General features: G+C 42.0%; 19 protein-coding genes. 12 read left to right on the top strand and 7 right to left on the bottom strand.

Annotated features, from left to right (window positions below):
* Positions 1-45: 45 nt before the first annotated feature.
* Genes EDC41_RS08370 through fmt form a run of 3 tightly spaced genes read right to left on the bottom strand, consistent with a single transcriptional unit; the run spans position 46 to position 3,081 of the window.
* Positions 46-636: an acyl carrier protein phosphodiesterase gene (locus tag EDC41_RS08370; protein ID WP_006251144.1), complete on the bottom strand. Its 591-nt coding sequence runs from the start codon at positions 634-636 to the stop codon at positions 46-48.
* Positions 637-2,115 carry a molybdate ABC transporter ATP-binding protein ModF gene (modF, locus tag EDC41_RS08365; RefSeq protein WP_006251145.1) on the bottom strand — a complete coding sequence of 493 codons (1,479 nt, stop codon included), beginning with the start codon at positions 2,113-2,115 and terminating at the stop codon, positions 637-639.
* 12 nt (positions 2,116-2,127) lie between these two features.
* The gene (gene fmt / locus EDC41_RS08360) at positions 2,128-3,081 is read right to left on the bottom strand and encodes a methionyl-tRNA formyltransferase (protein ID WP_006251146.1); all 954 of its coding nucleotides are present in this window, start codon (positions 3,079-3,081) and stop codon (positions 2,128-2,130) included.
* 114 nt (positions 3,082-3,195) lie between these two features.
* On the opposite strand from fmt, the gene EDC41_RS08355 reads away from it, so the two are divergent.
* The 4 genes from EDC41_RS08355 to mscL all read left to right on the top strand — a co-directional run bounded on the left by EDC41_RS08355 (position 3,196) and on the right by mscL (position 6,351).
* Positions 3,196-3,807 (top strand): YigZ family protein, encoded by a 612-nt coding sequence (locus tag EDC41_RS08355; protein WP_006248220.1) that lies wholly within the window; start codon positions 3,196-3,198, stop codon positions 3,805-3,807.
* 3 nt (positions 3,808-3,810) lie between these two features.
* On the top strand, positions 3,811-5,295 hold the full coding sequence (locus EDC41_RS08350; protein ID WP_006251147.1) for a TrkH family potassium uptake protein: 1,485 nt from the start codon (positions 3,811-3,813) through the stop codon (positions 5,293-5,295).
* Positions 5,296-5,823: a menaquinone-dependent protoporphyrinogen IX dehydrogenase gene (gene hemG, locus EDC41_RS08345; RefSeq protein WP_006248218.1), complete on the top strand. Its 528-nt coding sequence runs from the start codon at positions 5,296-5,298 to the stop codon at positions 5,821-5,823.
* 132 nt (positions 5,824-5,955) lie between these two features.
* Complete coding sequence (mscL, locus tag EDC41_RS08340) at positions 5,956-6,351, top strand: large-conductance mechanosensitive channel protein MscL (RefSeq protein ID WP_006251148.1); 396 nt, start codon at positions 5,956-5,958, stop codon at positions 6,349-6,351.
* A gap of 112 nt (positions 6,352-6,463) precedes the next feature.
* On the opposite strand, the gene rpsT is transcribed toward mscL, so the two are convergent.
* Positions 6,464-6,727: a 30S ribosomal protein S20 gene (gene rpsT, locus EDC41_RS08335; RefSeq protein WP_020830970.1), complete on the bottom strand. Its 264-nt coding sequence runs from the start codon at positions 6,725-6,727 to the stop codon at positions 6,464-6,466.
* A 263-nt stretch (positions 6,728-6,990) separates the two neighbouring features.
* On the opposite strand from rpsT, the gene murJ reads away from it, so the two are divergent.
* On the top strand, positions 6,991-8,565 hold the full coding sequence (gene murJ / locus EDC41_RS08330) for a murein biosynthesis integral membrane protein MurJ (RefSeq protein ID WP_006251150.1): 1,575 nt from the start codon (positions 6,991-6,993) through the stop codon (positions 8,563-8,565).
* A gap of 1 nt (position 8,566) precedes the next feature.
* The gene (locus EDC41_RS08325; protein WP_006249805.1) at positions 8,567-9,034 is read left to right on the top strand and encodes a methyltransferase family protein; all 468 of its coding nucleotides are present in this window, start codon (positions 8,567-8,569) and stop codon (positions 9,032-9,034) included.
* A gap of 64 nt (positions 9,035-9,098) precedes the next feature.
* On the opposite strand, the gene EDC41_RS08320 is transcribed toward EDC41_RS08325, so the two are convergent.
* Positions 9,099-11,108, bottom strand: coding sequence for a BCCT family transporter (locus EDC41_RS08320; protein WP_006251151.1), 2,010 nt, complete (start codon positions 11,106-11,108; stop codon positions 9,099-9,101).
* A 191-nt stretch (positions 11,109-11,299) separates the two neighbouring features.
* On the opposite strand from EDC41_RS08320, the gene EDC41_RS08315 reads away from it, so the two are divergent.
* Together EDC41_RS08315 and EDC41_RS08310 are read left to right on the top strand one after the other, a co-directional pair.
* Positions 11,300-11,839 carry an MFS transporter gene (locus EDC41_RS08315; RefSeq protein WP_006251153.1) on the top strand — a complete coding sequence of 180 codons (540 nt, stop codon included), beginning with the start codon at positions 11,300-11,302 and terminating at the stop codon, positions 11,837-11,839.
* Between the two features lie 27 nt (positions 11,840-11,866).
* A complete protein-coding gene (locus tag EDC41_RS08310) occupies positions 11,867-12,478 on the top strand; it encodes an MFS transporter (protein WP_006251154.1) in 612 nt (203 codons plus the stop codon).
* 10 nt (positions 12,479-12,488) lie between these two features.
* Here the strand turns inward: EDC41_RS08310 and rarD are convergent, their stop codons facing one another.
* On the bottom strand, positions 12,489-13,379 hold the full coding sequence (rarD, locus tag EDC41_RS08305; protein WP_006251155.1) for an EamA family transporter RarD: 891 nt from the start codon (positions 13,377-13,379) through the stop codon (positions 12,489-12,491).
* Positions 13,380-13,460: 81 nt separating this feature from the next.
* Entirely contained in the window at positions 13,461-14,444 is a 984-nt protein-coding gene (gene epmA, locus EDC41_RS08300; protein ID WP_006251156.1) for an elongation factor P--(R)-beta-lysine ligase, read from the bottom strand.
* A 331-nt stretch (positions 14,445-14,775) separates the two neighbouring features.
* Here epmA and frdA point away from each other — a divergent pair, with 331 nt between their 5' ends.
* From frdA to frdD, 4 genes are read left to right on the top strand one after another with little or no spacing between them, the layout of a single operon-like run.
* Positions 14,776-16,578, top strand: a complete 1,803-nt coding sequence (frdA, locus tag EDC41_RS08295) for a fumarate reductase (quinol) flavoprotein subunit (RefSeq protein WP_006251157.1) — start codon at positions 14,776-14,778, stop codon at positions 16,576-16,578.
* 15 nt (positions 16,579-16,593) lie between these two features.
* The gene (locus EDC41_RS08290) at positions 16,594-17,325 is read left to right on the top strand and encodes a succinate dehydrogenase/fumarate reductase iron-sulfur subunit (protein WP_006251158.1); all 732 of its coding nucleotides are present in this window, start codon (positions 16,594-16,596) and stop codon (positions 17,323-17,325) included.
* Positions 17,326-17,334: 9 nt separating this feature from the next.
* Positions 17,335-17,727: a fumarate reductase subunit FrdC gene (frdC, locus tag EDC41_RS08285; protein ID WP_032844922.1), complete on the top strand. Its 393-nt coding sequence runs from the start codon at positions 17,335-17,337 to the stop codon at positions 17,725-17,727.
* A gap of 13 nt (positions 17,728-17,740) precedes the next feature.
* Positions 17,741-18,088, top strand: coding sequence for a fumarate reductase subunit FrdD (gene frdD, locus EDC41_RS08280; RefSeq protein ID WP_006249863.1), 348 nt, complete (start codon positions 17,741-17,743; stop codon positions 18,086-18,088).
* Positions 18,089-18,432 lie beyond the last annotated feature (344 nt).

Raw genomic sequence — 18,432 nt, 5'->3', positions numbered from 1 at the left:
AAAGATCGATAAATTCAAGAATATCCAAGATACCGACTAAAGTATTCAACTAAGTTCTTGAGTAGCCCTGTCTTTTACAGTAAAAAACTCCTGAATAGCGGCTTCTTCTAAAAGAGTATAATTCTGCCAAATTTCGGTTACAGCATTTCTTAAAATCTCACCTTTCTTAACTCTTGATGACATTCCCAAGAATACCTGTTCTAAGAAATCTAAATCGGCATAATGAGTTAATGCTTTTCGTGACTGTAACCAGTTAAACATCGGCACAAATTGTTCAGGAAAAATCGTGCGTTGTTGTTCGATTTGCTGAAAGATCTGTGCTTGTACCTCATTTAAATCTTTAGCAAATAACCGTTGGAAATGTTTAGCGAGAAAATGGTCGATCATAATATCCGACACAATGCCTTTATAACGCCCGAATGTGCCTTGGAGTAATTGGGTTGTGAGGCTGTCCGGTCGGTCCGAAATCTTATCAATCGAGCGGTGTAACACCACACCGCTTTTTAAGTTATCCGCTAAATTGAGATGCGGAATTAAACCTTTATAGAAATCACCGGCAAAGTTGCCATATAGGGTCTGTTGCTTGGTTTGGGTGTCAATTTCAAGTGAAATCAGCGAATGGGTAAGAAAATTCATTTATGCTCCAAGTGCAGTTTGGTGATACTCAAACCCAAACTCGTTGGTTTCTCCTTTCGGTACAAACTCAAATAAATGCGTAATGCAATTTGGAGCATCGCTGTCTTGGTGCGAAACAAAAAGCAGTTGCGTTTGGCTGTTAGTCACTAATTGTTCAATGAACTGTTTGACTAATTTGCGGTTAATGCCGTCTAAACCTTGTAACGGTTCGTCTAGAATCAGAATTGATGGGTGTTTCACCATTGCTCGGGTAATCAAAAGTAAGCGTTGTTGCCCCCACGAGAGAGAGCGAAACGGCTTTTTGGCAACATTGCTTAAATTGAGGCGTTCCAACCATTCCATTGCTTTTAATTGCAAGGCATTCGGCACTTGTTGATACACGCCGATGCTGTCAAAAAAGCCAGAAAGAATGACCTCCATTGCGGAGCAATTTACCCGATAATCCATATGCAACTGGCTGCTGACATAGCCGATATTTTTCTTAATATCCCAAATGGTTTCGCCGCTTCCCCGTTGTTTGCCAAATAGTCGGACTTTATTGGCATAAGATTGTGGGTGATCGCCGGTGATAATCGAAAGCAAGGTCGATTTCCCAGCTCCATTCGGGCCTTTAATCCACCAATGTTGTTTTGGCTCAACCGTCCAACTGAGGTTGTCTAAAATTTTCTTTTCGCCGTATTGGATAGTCACCTTTTCCAGCTCAAACGGATTGATGTTTTCGGGCAGACTGTTCAGTGGAGCGGCACTTTCAGGCAAAGGAACGTTCACATTCTGTTCTGCAAATTTTAGCTGAGAATAGACCGCTTGTTGTTCAATTTCTGCTCGCTCTCCTTGCAGAATTAATGATAAATTATCTAATAACGCAATATGATTGGCAGCATCAGGAATATCGTTAAAACGATTTACAATCAGCACTAACGCCATTTTGCTTTGTAGTTCGGCAATCAGTTGTTGCCAATATTGCACCGACTGCTGATCCAGCCCTTCAAACGGTTCGTCTAAAATGAATAAATCCGGCTCGCTCACTAACATTTGGCAAAATAGCACTTTGCGGCTTTCACCGGTGGAAAGGTGCATAAACGGGCGTTCAAGCAGATGTTGAATATGCAATTTGTGGGCATATTCCTCACATAATGCCTCTTTTGGACTGCCATTTAAAATTACTTGTCGTGCGGTTAAGCCGAAATCATCGGGCGAGACACTATCGTTGTTCCGATCTTTGAAAATCTGATCCAACATTTTTTGTTGTTGCTCGAAAGAGAGGAGCTGAATATGTTGGAACGAATTACCATAGTCGCCGGAATAGAGCGAGATTTTATCCTGTAAAGCGAGTGAAAAAGCTGTTTTGCCTGAACCGTTTCCGCCTACGACCACCCAAAAGTCATTGGGTTGGATCTGTAAGGCGTCAATCGTGAGTTTATGTTGTTTAACCAGTGAAAATCGGGCATTGGTTATTGTAAGTGAAGGCTGTGTTTGCATATATTTCCCGTTTTAACTTAGTTGTGTCCCGCTGACGAACCAATCCGCTCGACCGTTTAAGAAATCTTGCACCGACATTGGTTTTTTACTCGCCGGTTGAAGTTGGGTAATATTCAGCACGCCCTGTTGGGTGGCAATTTGAATCCCGGTTTTATCCACATTAATTACCGTGCCGGCTGCTTTTTCTTGGTGAGGTAACACCGTGGCTTGGTGAATTTTGATACTTTGCTCAACGCCATCAACGGTTAAGGTTAAAAAACTAAACGGCCAAGGGTTAAAAGCTCGGATATTGCGCTCCAGTTGAACGGCTGGGAGTTGCCAATCCAATTTAGCTTCTTCTTTGGAAAGTTTCTCGGCGTAATTGGACAGTGCTTCATCTTGTTTTTCCGCTTTGAATGTGTGGTTGGCTAAACCGTTTAACACCTCAAGCAATGCCAGAGGGGCAAGTTCTGCCAGTTTGGCATACAAGGAGGCGGAGGTTTCATTCGGCTCAATCGGGGTTGTGACTTTATGTAACATATCACCGGTGTCTAAGCCAACGTCCATTAGCATAATGGTTACGCCGGTTTCTGTATCACCTGCCCAAATCGAACGCTGAATCGGAGCTGCTCCACGCCAGCGAGGTAGTAGCGAACCGTGTACGTTTAGGCAACCATATTTAGGAGCATTCAATACTGCTTCAGGTAGAATTAAGCCGTAAGCTACCACCACCATCACATCGGCATTTAGGGCTTTCAGTTCAGCTTGAGCCTCTTCCTTACGCAGGGATTTGGGTTGGTAAACAGGAATGTTGTGAGCTTCGGCCAGCTGTTTTACCGGGCTGGCTTGCAGTTTTTTGCCTCGCCCGGCAGGTTTATCCGGCTGAGTATAAACCGCAATCACGTTATGCTCGGAATCTAATAAGGCTTGTAAATGTTGAGCGGCAAAATCAGGCGTGCCGGCAAAAATAATATTGAGTTTTGACATATTTTTTATTCGTTCAAGTTATCAATGAAAGACTTATTAAACCATTAAACAGCACAAATAAAAAGTGGCTTGAATATGGTATCATTGCCACATTCAAGATAAGAGAATCAAACAATGGAATTTTTTATCCCCAAAGCGGATACAATTTTTGAAGAAGAGATTAAAAAAAGCCGATTTATCACCTACCTTCGCCATACTGAGGGTATGGAGCAGGCCAAGGCATTTTGGCAGGAGCTGAAAATTCAGCATCCGCACGCACGCCATTGGTGTTGGGCAACGGTGGCAGGCTTGCCGAATGATTCGCAACAATACGGCTTTTCGGATGATGGAGAACCGTCCGGTACAGCAGGTAAGCCAATGCTCAATTATTTGCTTGGATCAGGCTTGGGGGAAATTACAGCGGTGGTGGTTCGCTACTACGGTGGTATCCAGCTTGGCACCGGCGGCTTGGTGAAAGCCTATGGCAATGGGGTGCAACAGGCGTTATTGCAGTTGGAGCGGATTCGCAAAGTTTTGCGAAAAAACTACCGCTTGCAATGTGAATATGAGCAGTTTAATACCATTTCTCATCTCATTAGCGAGAAAGATATTGTGATTGTCGAGCAACTTTTTAGCGATAAAGTGGATTTGTTGCTGGCATTTAACCCGAGCGAGGTTGAGGCCTTTGCAGATGAATTAACCCAACGCTTTTCGGGCAAGCTCGCATTAATAAAAGAAGAAATCTAGTCTATGCAATTTTTTTCCATTATTCGTATTGTTGGCATTTTGGTGATGTGTTTTTCATTCACAATGCTTGTGCCGGCAACGGTCGCCCTAATTTATGGCGATGGCGGTGGGCGGGCGTTTTTAGAAGCCTTCGCTCTGAATTTTATGGTCGGTACGCTGCTTTGGTGGCTGTGCCGTGACAACAAAAACAAGCTACGTTCCCGTGAGGGCTTTTTGATTGTAGTACTGTTTTGGGTGGTGCTGGGTTTGCTCGGGGCTGTGCCTTTTATTATTTTGGAAAACCCCGATTTAAACGTGGCGGAATCCATTTTTGAATCCTTTTCCGGCTTAACTACAACGGGTGCAACCGTCATCACCGGCTTAGATAGCTTGCCCAAAGCGATTTTATTCTACCGCCAATTTTTGCAATGGCTAGGGGGAATGGGGATCATTGTGTTAGCGGTTGCGATTATTCCGCTGTTAGGCATTGGTGGAATGCAACTTTACCGTGCGGAAATGCCCGGACCGCTCAAAGAGCAGAAAATGCGACCTCGCATTGCGGAAACGGCAAAAGCGTTGTGGCTGATTTATCTCAGCCTGACGATTCTGTGTGCGGTCGCATTTTGGCTCGCCGGAATGACGGTGTTTGATGCCATTTCGCATAGCTTTTCCACGGTTTCGATTGGCGGATTTTCTACCCACGATGCCAGCATCGGCTATTTTAATAATGCGGCAATTAGCTATATTACCGTGTTTTTCCTGCTACTTTCTGCCTGCAACTTTGCATTGCATTTTGCGGTGATTGATCGCATACGAGATGCACAATCACGCAAAAAAGGGGGTATTTTAAGCCGCTTGTATTGGGGCGATTACGAGTTTCGTTTTTTCTTGATAGTGCAGTTAGGGCTTTTCTTGGTTTGTACCTTGGTGTTAGTGGGTTACGGTTATTTCGATAATACCTCTGTTACGATTGAGCAAGCGTTGTTTCAATCGGTGTCCATTTCCACCACGGCCGGCTTTACTACCAATGATTTTAGCCAATGGAGTTCGTTTTTACCCACGCTGTTGGTGCTGTCTTCATTTATCGGTGGTTGTGCCGGCTCAACCGGTGGCGGCTTGAAAGTGATTCGGGTGTTGCTGCTTTATTTACAAAGTAAACGTGAAATCCACCGCTACATTCACCCCAATGTGATTCAACCGATTAAATTAGGCAACCACGTTTTATCGGAACGGGTGGTTGATGGTATTTGGGCGTTTTTCTCGGCGTACTTTTTCGTTTTCGTGATCTGCTGGCTTGCTACCATCGCTTGCGGAATGGAAACCTTTGATGCTCTAAATGCGGTAATTGCCTCACTAAATAATCTAGGTCCTGCATTAGGGAGCGTGAGCAGCAATTTCACCCAAGTGCCGGACAGTGCCAAGTTAGTGCTGACTTTTGCAATGGTATGCGGACGTCTGGAAGTGTTTACCTTGCTGGTGATTTTAAGCCCTGTTTTTTGGAAAGATTAAATGAAAACCTTAATTCTCTATTTTACGACCGATGGTCAAACCAAAAAAATTGCCGAACGATTGGCGGACGTGATTACTCACGAAGTCGAGCTGATTTCGCTAAAAGATCAAGCGGTCGATTTTGCCGAAAAAATTGCAAATGCCGACCAAATTGTCATCGGTGCTTCAATTCGCTATGGGCATTTTAACCCGTTGGTTTATCAGTTTGTGGAACAGCATTATCCGGCATTAAACGCCAAGAAAACTGCCTTTTACGGTGTGAATTTGACCGCTCGCAAAGATAATCGAAACACGCCTGAAACCAATACTTATGTGCGTAAATTTTTAGCTAAAGTGAAATGGAAACCAACCCACATTGAGGTAATTGCTGGGGCATTACTTTACCTACGCTATAAGCCATTCGACCGATTGATGATTCGCTTTATTATGAAAATTACCAAAGGCGAAACCGATACCTCCAAAGAATATGAGTACACCGATTGGCAGCAGGTGGAGAATTTTGGCAAATTATTAGCCAATCAGTTATAATCAAACTGATCTAAATCAAAAAAATGTAAATTTATTTAAATGTTGTAGAAATTTTAAAGATTTTGATTATAATCGCCAGCCCACGTTCTTGCGAAGACCGTGTTTAATCATTGAATGAAAGGAAAGCCCCCTATGAGTATTTTAAAAGAGTTCCGTGAATTTGCGGTAAAAGGTAATGTTGTTGATATGGCTGTCGGTGTGATTATCGGCGGTGCATTCGGTAAAATTGTTTCTTCATTAGTTAGCGATGTTGTAATGCCACCTATCGGTTGGTTAATCGGTGGCGTGGATTTCAAAGATTTAGCCATTGAAATCGCCCCGGCAAAAGAAGGTGCGGAAGCAGTGATGTTAAAATACGGTGCATTTATCCAAAACGTATTTGATTTCTTAATTATCGCACTTGCGGTATTCGGTATGGTGAAAGTGATTAACTCACTGAAAAAAGCTCCAGTTGTAGAAGAAGCTCCTGCAGAGCCAACAGCGGAAGAGAAATTATTAACTGAAATCCGTGATTTATTGAAAAAATAATTAACTGATTTTGAAACAAGGGCTATTTTAGAATATCTAGAATAGCCCTTTGTGTTATGGTTAAAAAGAAAAAAACCGACATAAAGTCGGTTTTTTTCATATCTGTTCGATATTACGCTAATTTTTTGATTTGCGCTGCTAATTTAGATTTGTGGTTAGCCGCTTTGTTAGCGTGGATTAAGTTTTTAGATGCCATACGGTCTACAACTTTTTGCATTTCAACGAAAGCCGTTTGAGCTGCTGCTTTATCGCCTGCTGTTACTGCTGCATATACTTTTTTGATGAATGTACGCATCATTGAGCGTTGGCTTGCGTTGTGTTGGCGGCGTTTTTCAGATTGAACCGCACGTTTTTTTGCTGACTTGATATTAGCCAAGGTCAAACTCCTAAAATATCTGTGTAAAAATTAGATATAAACAAAATCGTTGTTTATATTGCCTATCGATAGTTTTTAATTCATTTTCAACGAGACACGTGCTTGAAAATAACACCGTTTTTCTGATAGAAAACGATAGGGCGAGATTTTAACAGTTTTTTTCTGATTTTCCTATAACAAACTGCTAAAATTATGATCGATTTTTAGGATCAGACTACAAACGGTCTGATTTTTCAATAATTTTACTAATATTACTCTTTATTATGAGCAAAAAACTTTTAAGATCAGGAATGATCGTAAGCTTTATGACCTTAATTTCTCGCATACTCGGCTTGATTCGAGACATTGTGGTGGCAACCATTTTAGGCACAGGCGTGAGTGCCGATATTTTCCTGTTTGCCAACCGTATTCCCAATTTTCTTCGCCGTTTGTTTGCCGAAGGGGCATTTTCTAAAGCCTTTGTGCCGGTGTTGGCGGAATATAATGCGGATAATGATCCAAACAAAACGAGAGAATTTATTGCCAAAGTATCGGGTACATTAGGAGGTTTGGTAACTGTTGTTACCCTTGTGGCAATGATTGCCTCGCCTGTGGTTGCCGCTCTTTTTGGTACAGGTTGGTTTTTAGATTGGCTTTACGACGGGCCAAATGCCGAAAAATTCACCCAAGCCTCTTTTTTGCTCAAAATCACTTTCCCTTATTTGTGGTTTATTACCTTTGTGGCGTTATCCGGTGCGGTGTTAAATACCATCGGTAAGTTTGGGGTGATGGCATTTTCCCCGGTGTTGCTGAATGTGGCGATTATTGCGGTAGCGTTATGGGGCAGAGATTATTTCGATTCCCCGGATATTGCCTTAGCGTGGGGGGTATTTTTAGGCGGCTTATTGCAATTTTTATTCCAAATTCCATTTATGAAAAAAGAGGGCTTACTGGTTAAGCCAAAATGGGCGTGGAAAGACGAAGGTGTCACTAAAGTCCGTAAATTAATGATTCCGGCTTTATTTGGCGTTTCCGTTACCCAGCTAAATTTACTGCTAAACCAAGTGATTGCCTCGTTTTTGATTACCGGCTCGATTAGTTGGATGTATTATGCCGACCGCTTAATTGAATTTCCGCTCGGTTTATTTGGAATTGCGATTTCCACCGTCGTGCTGCCAAGCCTTTCCCGTATTGCGAAAAACAAAGAACTCACTGAAATCCAACGTGGAGAACACTTTCAAAACACAATGGATTGGGGGGTGAGAATGGTGCTGTTGCTCGGCATTCCGGCAATGATCGGTATGGCAGTGCTGGCTCAGCCGATTATTATGACAATGTTTATGCGGGGTAAATTTGGTTTTGAAGATGTGCTGGCAACCTCTTATCCACTTTGGGTAATGTGCTTGGGGTTAAACAGCTATATGTTGATTAGCGTGCTGGCAAACGGTTTTTATGCCAACCAAAACACCAAAACACCGGTAAAAGTTGGGATTATTGCCGCCTTAAGTAATATTTGCTTTGGCTTGGCGTTTGCTCCGTTTTTGGGATACATTGGTTTAGCGTTAGCTTCTGCGTGTTCGGCATTAGTGAATGTGAGCTTGCTGTATGTGAATCTCTCAAAAAATGGTTACTATAAAGTAAGCCATAAAACCGTGCTTTTTGTGTTGAAACTATTCATCGCCGCTTGTGTAATGGGGGCGTTGGTTGCCTATTTCACGCCTGAGATTGAACTTTGGGCATTAATGACAATGTGGCAGAAAGTGTATTGGCTGATTTGGCTGATGATCTTAGCCGGCGGTAGTTATTTTGCCTCTATTTTGGTATTAGGCATTCGTAAAAAAGATTTCCGCTCGGCATAAAATGAAATCATTAAAACTGAAAATCCCGCCGCCGGCTTGGTTCTTGCTTTGTGCCGCTTTAATGTGGCTGGTAGCTCAATATGTGCCGGTGAGCTTGCCGAATTATCAGCATACAGCCATATTTTTTAGCGGTTTAGCTGTGGCGATAATTGGCGGAGCGGTTGCCGTCTCGGCACTTTGGGTCATACACCAAGCGAAAACGACATACAGTCCTTTTCGACCACAACATACCGCTAAATTGGTCACTTGGGGCATTTACCGCAAAAGCCGAAACCCAATGTATCTTTCGTTACTGTTAGGTTTGATTGCGTGGGCATTATGGTTGGGGGCAATGTTGGCGTGGCTGGTTTTACCGCTGTTTGTATGGTTGATAACCTATTTCCAAATCAAGCCGGAAGAGCAAATTTTAGCCCAAAAATTCGGCACACATTATGCCAAATATTGCAACCAAGTAAGGCGTTGGCTTTAAATGCAAGCGGTGAGATTTTGTTGGAAATTTGCAAATTTTTCCGAAAATCTCACCGCTTGTGGGGTTAGTGATTGAAATCAGCCGTCATTAAGTCGTGCGAGTTGTCCATCGCTAAATTGATAAAGCGTTCATACTGTTGCAGCACGTCGGCAATCAACTCTTCTTTGGTCATATATTGCACATCATAACCTTTCCGCCCGTCTAAGAAATAAGTAATCGGCTCGTAAATGGTATTTTGCTCAATGTTCGGTAGGTTGTCGTCACCTACCACCAAATCCGATAATTCCCGTGGCACACTTTCAATGCCGTAAATGAAATTGCGTAAATTTTCTTTCACCACTTCAAACTCTAATTTCGGGTTTTGTTCGTTGGTGAAATTCATTTTAGCGATTAAGCCATAGCTTTCAAATTCCTCGATAAGTTCTAAAAATGCCGGTCTGGCAACTTTAATAAAGAAGTGACGGACATCTTGCTTATTGCTTGGGTTGATGATTTTCTCCAAGCGTTGTTTCCAATCTTTACCCGCCCAATGTTGGCTACCTTGCGAGAATTTTTTGTTGAAGTATTGGTTATCTACCATTAATCCTTTCCATAAGCCGATACAGAGAATCAGCATAATGAAGGTAAATGGTAAGGCGATAATCAGTGTCATTGTTTGCAGAGAAGCCAAGCCACCCGAATAGAGTAGTGATAACGCTAAGATGGCTAATAATGCTCCCCAAAGCACGCTTTGCCATTTCGGTGCATTTTCTTCGCCTTGTGAAGCAATGCTGTTGAGAACAAAAATCCCCGAGTCGGCAGAGGTGATAAAGAAAATACTGATAACAATGACGGCAACGAAAGAGGCAATAGAGCCAAACGGTAATTGCTCAAAAAAGGTAAATAACAGTTGTTCGGTATTGCCGCTGACTTCAGCTAAAGCACCGGCAGTTTGTTGTTCGAACCAAATGGCAGAGCTGCCGAAGCTGGTCATCCATAAAATGTTAAACAGCGATGGAACAAATAGCACCCCTAAAATAAATTCACGAATGGTTCTGCCTTTAGAGATCTTGGCAATAAACAAACCAACAAATGGCGCCCAAGATGCCCACCATGCCCAATAAAGGACCGTCCAGCCGCTTAGCCAGCCTTGATGTTCCGGTTCATAAGCGAAGGTACGGAAACTCATCTCAAGCAGCGAGCTAAAATAATAGCCTAAATTTTCGGTGAAGCTTGAGAAAAGTAATAGAGTTGGGCCGGTGATTATCACAAAAATAAGTAGCAATCCGGCTAATGTGAGATTGATTTCACTTAAGATTTTAACCCCTTTGCCTACGCCCGAAACGGCAGATAACACGGCAAGAGCCATTGCTACTGTTACGATAATCGCAAGAACAGTAAAATTGCTCTGTTCAATTAAACCTAGATTGTTAAAGCCAGCACTGACCTGCATCACCCCAAAGCCAAGTGTAGTCGTTAAACCGAAAATCGTGCTACAAAGGGCAATAATATCAATTAAATGCCCCCAGAAGCCTGAAATACGATGTTTTAGTAAGGGATAAAATCCGGAACGAATAGTGAGTGCTAACTTATATCTGAAGCCAAAATAAGCAAGAGCTAAGGCAATCACACCATAAATTGCCCAAGCGTGAATACCCCAATGATAGAACGTTGTCATCATCGCTTCTTTCATACGCTCCGGCTCAGTTAAATTTTGTTGGACGGGTTTAAGGTAATGCAAAATAGGTTCTGCTACCCCAAAATACATTAACCCGATCCCCATTCCGGCGGCGAATAACATCGCAATCCAAGAGCCAAAACCAAATTCAGGCTCATCGGTATCTGCCCCTAATTTAATATCACCCAATCGGCTGAAAGAGAGAAAAATTAGAAACAGGAAAAAGATAGAGCCTGCAAAAATATAGAACCAGCTAAAATGTTGGAAGAGACTATTTTTGATGGTATCAAGTGAGGTTTGTGCTTGCTGTGGAAAGATGATACAGAAAACGGCAACAAAGCTGACAAAGAGTAAACTCGGTAGGAAAATCGGTATCCTAAAGGTACTTCCTGTGTTTAATTTTTTGATTAAATCCAATGCTATTTCCTCTATTTTTGAATGGTTAGAGGCTTGAATATAGCAAAAAGATATAAAAATAACAAATTTAAGACGTATTGGTAATAATATTGCAACCTAATGGGTTTGGTAAAAAAATCGGGAAATTTGACCGCTTGCACATTCATTATTTGCGAGTAGAATATTTTTCATTTATAAAAAACGAATAAAGAATGCACACACAACATAACGCTCAAAAAATGGTTTTGCCCATTTTACTGCTGATTTCCCTTTCTCATTTGTTGAATGATTTAGTTCAAGCAGTAATGGTTTCGATCTATCCAATGCTAAAAGAAAATTACCAACTGAGTTTTGCTCAAATTGGTATGATTTCACTCATTTATCAAATTACCGCATCTATTATTCAGCCGGGTATTGGGCTTTATACCGATAAATACCCAAAACCGAATTTATTGCCCGTCAGTATGCTGATTACGCTTCTTTCCGTGATTTTACTTGCCTTTTCGCTGAATTTTGGCGTGTTACTGATAGCCGCTGCGTTAATGGGGATAGGCTCTGCCATTTTTCACCCTGAAGCCTCTCGGGTGGCTCGAATGGCATCGGGCGGTAAATTTGGTACAGCTCAGTCGCTTTTCCAAGTAGGTGGAAACAGTGGATCGGCGTTAGGTCCGCTCTTAGTTGCATTATTTATTGTGCCGTTAGGGCAAAGTGCGGTGATTTGGGTTGTTGCATTTGTATTATTGGCATTATGATGGGTTTTATATAAAGTAAGCCGTTGGGTGAAATATGAAGCCAAACCGCTCATTATTTCACCAAACCATATTCAACAACGCTTACACGGTAAATTATTAGCCAGAGCATTATTAATTATCGCTTTATTGATGTTAGCGAAATTTATTTATATTGCGAGCCTCAGTAACTATTTCACCTTTTATTTAATGGAAAAATTCCAACTCAATATAGCAATGGCACAGCTCTCTCTATTTACCTTTTTAGGTGTAGTTGCTTTAGGCACTTTTGTCGGCGGGCCGATTGGCGATAAGATTGGACGAAATGCGGTGATTTGGTTCTCTTTCTTAGGTATGGCACCTTTTGCTTTGTTGTTGCTTCACGCAGATCTCTTTTGGACGATTGTGTGTGCGATTTTTGCCGGTTTTATTATGTCATCAGCGTTCTCCGCTATGGTGGTTTATGCTCAAGAAGCCGTATCAGGCAGAGTAGGGCTGATTTCCGGCACAATGTTCGGTTTAATGTTTGGTATTGGCGGCTTAAGTGCCGCCGTATTGGGTTTTTTGGCGGATGAATATGGCTTGGAGAGTATTTTTAAAGCCTGTGCCTATTTGCCACTACTTGGTTTTGCTGCATTAGGGCTACCAAAACGAAATATTTAACGTTTTATTTTTAGCGTTTGACACCAGCTTTTTTCATACCCAATAAGAAAACCCCCACCCCAATCCAAACCAGAATGTAGCCTACAGCACGTTCGGCGGAAAGTGTCTCATTAAAAATCAGCACACCGCATAAAAATTGCAGGGTAGGTGAAATATATTGCAGCATACCGAGTAGCGACATTGAAATGCGTCTTGCACCCATTGCAAACCATAGCAATGGTAAGGTAGTGGCAATGCCGGAGCAGAGTAGCACTGCCATTTGTAAAGGATTGAGTTCACTGAATACCAAAATGTTTTGGTGGTAACAAAAGCAGAGATAGGTGATGGCAAAAGGCGACATCAGCAAAGTTTCTAACGCCAAACCAGACAAAGGTTCCATTGGGGCAAGTTTACGAATCAGCCCGTAAATACAGAAACTGGCGGCTAGAATCAATGCGACCCACGGAATTTGTCCGGCAGGAATAGCAAGCCATAAAATGCCGCTAATTGCAAACAGCAGAGCCAATAATTGGGCTTTATTCAGTTGCTCTTTTAGAATAAGCCTACCGACAAACACGTTGAAAATGGGGTTGATAAAATAACCTAGACTGGCATCTAAAATATGCTCATTGACGATTGCCCATAAGTAAACCAGCCAGTTCACGCCAATCATAAAAGAAGAAAGCACGAACAGCCCGAGTACCTTTGGCTGTTTAAAGGCATTAATAACCGCTCGCCCTTGTTGGAAAATCAGCAGCAGAAACACAGCAAATAGGGCAGCCCAAAGCACCCGTTGAGCCAAAATTTGCTCGGCAGGCATTCCCGATTGGTTGATCGGATACCAATAAATCGGAAAGGTTCCCCAAGTTAAGTAGCACAGTAGGGCATAGTGCCAACCCTGTAATTTGCCTGAAATATTCATTTTGCTTTCCTAAACGAGTGTACAAGCGGTCATATTTGTCGATTTTTTTGCAAATTGCAAATCACAAAACGGCATAAAAAATTAGGCTTTTTCAATGCCGAAAGAAATAACCTCTTCAATTTTTTCCGCATCCATTGCCAGCATTAACAGCCTATCAACCCCAAGGGCGACACCTGAGCAGTTTGGAAAACCCGCTTTGAGTGCGGCAAGAAAACGCACATCTAGTTGCTGTGGCTCCAGCCCCATTTTTTCACGTTGCAGATTATCTTGCTCGAAGCGATGAATTTGCTCATCAGCATCGTCTAATTCGTGGAAGCCGTTACAGAGTTCCAAGCCTTTGTAGTAAAACTCAAAACGTTCGGCAACACGGTGATCTTCCGAGCTAATTTGAGCTAATGCCGCTTGGGTGGAAGGGAAATGATAAACGGCAGTTGGTCTTTCTTGCCCGATATTGGCTTCGACAACCTCGCTGAATAAAAATTGTAACAAGGTGTCACGCTGTTCATCATCATCACATTGCAAGCCGTGTTTTCGGGCTTTTTCCACAAGTTGTGCTTTGGTGGCAGAAAGCGGATCTAATCCGACATAGGTTTGGAACACAAATTGATAGCTGAATGATTCTGCCGGTTCGCAGTCCAAAATTTGTTGCAGTAAATCATCCACTTCATTGATTAAGCGATACATATCAAAATGCGGGCGATACCACTCCAGCATCGTAAATTCAGGGTTGTGTCGCTTACCGGCTTCCTCGTTGCGAAATACTTTACACAGTTGGAAAATCGGTCCACTCCCAGCAGCAAGTAGTCGCTTCATATGATATTCCGGGCTGGTCATCAGATGGAGTGTTTTCGCCTCAGGGGAAAAAGGCGATTGAAACTGCGTATTGAAAGTCGAAAGATGAACGTCTGTCACCGAAAATTCGCTTAAAATCGGGGTTTCTACCTCTAAAAGCCCTCGATCGGTAAAGAACTTGCGGATTTCCGTAATGATTTTTGAACGTTGGATCAGGTGAGGAATAGAGGCTGTTGGTTGCCAATCAATATTATCGAGTTGTAAATTGTTCATAAAAAATGACCGCTTGAAAATGTGAGGCTATTTTAGCCTAAAAAAGTGAGTTGCCCTAGTTACCGATCAAGAAAAATAAAGAGAGGGTTTTAACTTTTTTGCAACAAATTAAATTTTCTCATTTTAAACATTAGAAATTTTCTTTCTATCACTGTCCAATTAAGAGCCATTCTCAATACCTTTATAAGCTTTATTACCTTTTTTGAGGTAGATCACAAAATTACATTTTTTATGTTACAAATTTGTAAAAATAGGTTATCTCATTGCTCAAATAGTGGCACAATATGATTACTTTTTAATGAATTAAGTTATTTAACTTTCGGAGTGCATTATGCAAAGTGTTAATTTTGATGTCGCGATTATAGGTGCCGGTGGTGGTGGCTTGCGTGCTGCTATTGCGGCGGCTGAAGCAAATCCAAATCTAAAAATTGCTTTAATTTCAAAAGTTTACCCAATGCGTAGCCATACGGTTGCAGCAGAAGGTGGTTCAGCGGCGGTAATTAAAGATACCGACTCTTTCGACAATCACTTTAATGATACCGTCGGTGGTGGTGACTGGTTATGTGAGCAAGATATTGTGGAGTATTTTGTAGAGCATTCGCCGATTGAAATGACACAATTAGAACGCTGGGGTTGCCCTTGGAGTCGTCGTGAAGACGGTGAAGTGAATGTTCGCCGTTTTGGAGGAATGAAAATTGAGCGTACTTGGTTTGCGGCGGATAAAACCGGTTTCCACATTTTGCATACTTTGTTCCAAACTTCGATTAAATATCCGAATATTGTGCGTTTTGATGAGCATTTTGTGCTGGATATTCTCACCGACAACGGTGAAGCTCGTGGTTGTGTGGCAATGAATATGATGGAAGGCACACTTGTTCAAATCAATGCAAATGCAGTTGTGATTGCAACCGGTGGCGGCTGCCGTACTTATCGCTTTAACACTAACGGCGGTATTGTAACCGGCGACGGTTTATCAATGGTGTATCGTCACGGTGTGGCTTTGCGTGATATGGAGTTCGTACAATATCACCCAACAGGTTTGCCAAATACCGGTATTTTGATGACAGAAGGTTGTCGTGGTGAAGGTGGTATTTTAGTTAATAAAGATGGCTACCGTTACCTGCAAGATTATGGTTTAGGACCGGAAACACCAATCGGCAAACCGGAAAACAAATATATGGAATTAGGCCCTCGTGATAAGGTTTCACAAGCATTCTGGCAAGAATGGCGTAAAGGGAACACCTTAAAAACCGCAAAAGGCGTGGACGTAGTTCACTTAGATTTACGCCATTTAGGTGAAAAATATTTACTTGAGCGTTTACCGTTTATTTGTGAATTAGCGAAAGCCTATGAAGGGGTCGATCCGGCTAAAGCGCCGATTCCTGTTCGCCCGGTGGTTCACTACACGATGGGTGGTATTGAAGTGGATATGAATGCGGAAACCTCAATTAAAGGCTTATTCGCAGTAGGTGAATGTGCTTCATCAGGCTTGCACGGTGCGAACCGTTTGGGTTCTAACTCATTAGCAGAGCTTGTGGTGTTCGGTAAAGTTGCCGGTGAAAATGCGGCTCGCCGTGCGTTAGAAGTGACTGCTCGCAACCAGCCACAAATTGATGCACAAGCAAAAGATGTGGTGGCTCGCTTGCACGCATTAGCGAACCAAGAGGGTAATGAATCTTGGTCGGATATCCGTAACCAAATGGGTGATGCGATGGAAGAAGGTTGTGGTATTTACCGTACCCAAGAAAGTATGGAAGCGACTGTAAACAAAATCCAAGAGCTAAAAGAGCGTTATAAAAACATCAGCGTAAAAGATAAATCAAGTGTGTTTAACACTGATTTACTCTACAAAATTGAATTAGGCTTCATTTTAGATGTGGCTCAATCCATTGCTTGCTCTGCGGTAGAGCGTAAAGAATCTCGTGGGGCTCACCAACGTTTAGACTATGTTGAGCGTGATGATGTGAACTACTTAAAACACACACAAGCGTACTACAATGCAGAGGGTACACCGACGATTAAATACAGCGATGTGAAAATCACTAAATCACAACCGGCTAAACGTGTGTATGGTGCAGAGGCTGAAGCCCAAGAAAAAGTCAAAAAAGCAGCAGAAGCTCAAGCACAACAATAGAGAAGGAGTAGTAAAATGGCAAATTTAGATAAAATGACCATCGAAGTGCTACGCTACAACCCTGAATCAGATAGCGAGCCACATTTAGACAGATATGAAGTGCCGTATGACAGCCAAACTTCACTTTTAGATGCATTGGGCTTCATTAAAGACGAATTAGAACCGGAACTTTCTTATCGCTGGTCTTGCCGTATGGCGATTTGTGGTTCTTGCGGAATGATGGTAAACGGTAAGCCGAAGTTAGCTTGTAAAACATTCCTGCGTGATTACAGCGGTTTTATGCGAATTGAGCCGCTGGCGAACTTCCCGATTGAGCGTGACTTAGTAGTGGATTTAAGCCACTTTATTGATAGCATCGAGGCAATTAAACCTTATATTATTGATAATAAAGCACCGGAAGGACAGCGTACTAAACAAACGCCGGCACAATTAGAGAAATATCGTCAATTCTCAATGTGTATCAACTGCGGTTTATGTTATGCGGCTTGCCCACAATTTGGTTTGAACCCTGAATTTATCGGACCTGCTGCGATTACATTGGCTCACCGCTATAACTTGGATAACCGTGATAATGGTCGTGAAGAGCGTATGAAGCTACTCAGCAGCAAAAACGGTGTTTGGAGCTGTACTTTCGTGGGTTACTGCTCGGAAGTCTGTCCGAAACACGTCGGCCCTGCTTCGGCTGTAAACCAAGGTAAACTTGAAAGTGCGAAAGATTATGTTATCTCAATGATCAAACCGAGATAGGAGGAAGAAATGTCAGCAACAAAACGTAGACCTTATGTAAGGGGAATGAAAGCCAGCTGGTGGAAAAAACTCGACTTCTATAAAATGTATATGGTGCGTGAAGCTACCTGTCTTCCAACTGTTTGGTTCTGCATTGTATTATTTTATGGAGCAGTTGCGTTAAGTAAAGGAACATTTGCTACCGATTTTGTGGATTTCTTACAAAATCCGTTAGTTGTTATCCTAAACATAATTTCATTGGCAGCAATGTTATATCATGCGGCAACACTTTTTGTGATGACACCTGCCGTCATGTCCGTGATGGTTAAAGGTAAACACTTACCAGTCTCGGTTGGAAGAAATATTCTTTGGGCAGCAACAGGCGTAATTAGCGTAATTGCATTAATCTTGGTTTATATTTAAGAAGGGGAAGAAAATGAGTCTTGATCAAAACCCAAAACGTTCAAATGAACCGCCGGTATGGTTGCTTTTTAGTGCTGGGGGAATGGTAAGTGCATTATTTTTCCCTGTGGTAATCTTTATTATCGGTTTATTACTGCCATTCGGGTTAGTATCACCAGATAATATCATTTCCTTTGCCCATACTTGGATCGGCAAGCTCGCTATTATGGTATTAGCGATTTTCCCTATGTGGGCAGGAATGCACCGTATCCATCATGGATTACACGACCTGAAAGTTCACACGCCAGCAGGTAATGTGATTTTCTACGGATTGTCTATCTTATACACAATTCTAGTAATCATCGCAGTCGTGCAGATTTAAATGAGAAAGACCATCTTGTATAAAGCAGATGGTCTTTTCATTTTTAATATGCTAACAAGCGGTCGAATTTATAAGAAAATTTGCAAATATTAGAAATTTTGCCGATAAAACGATCGTTTTGTATTAAATATCTGCAAAAAAGATCTTTTTTCAAATTTTTTACAAAAACCGCTTGCGTTGTTTTTGTTTTTCCCTATAATACGCAGCACACAACGACGCACTGTTGTGAACATTTAAAAGTTGAATTCGGTGCGTCGTTTCTTTTTGTTCTTTAACAATTTATCAGACAATCTGTGTGGGCACTTGTTGATTGACTTGATTGAAAAATATTTTTTTAATTTTGA

It is taken from the genome of Mannheimia haemolytica, from assembly GCF_004342115.1.
Lineage (GTDB): Bacteria > Pseudomonadota > Gammaproteobacteria > Enterobacterales > Pasteurellaceae > Mannheimia > Mannheimia haemolytica.
The sequence above is the reverse complement of the archived record's forward strand: the minus strand, read 5'-3'. Positions and strand labels throughout refer to the sequence as shown.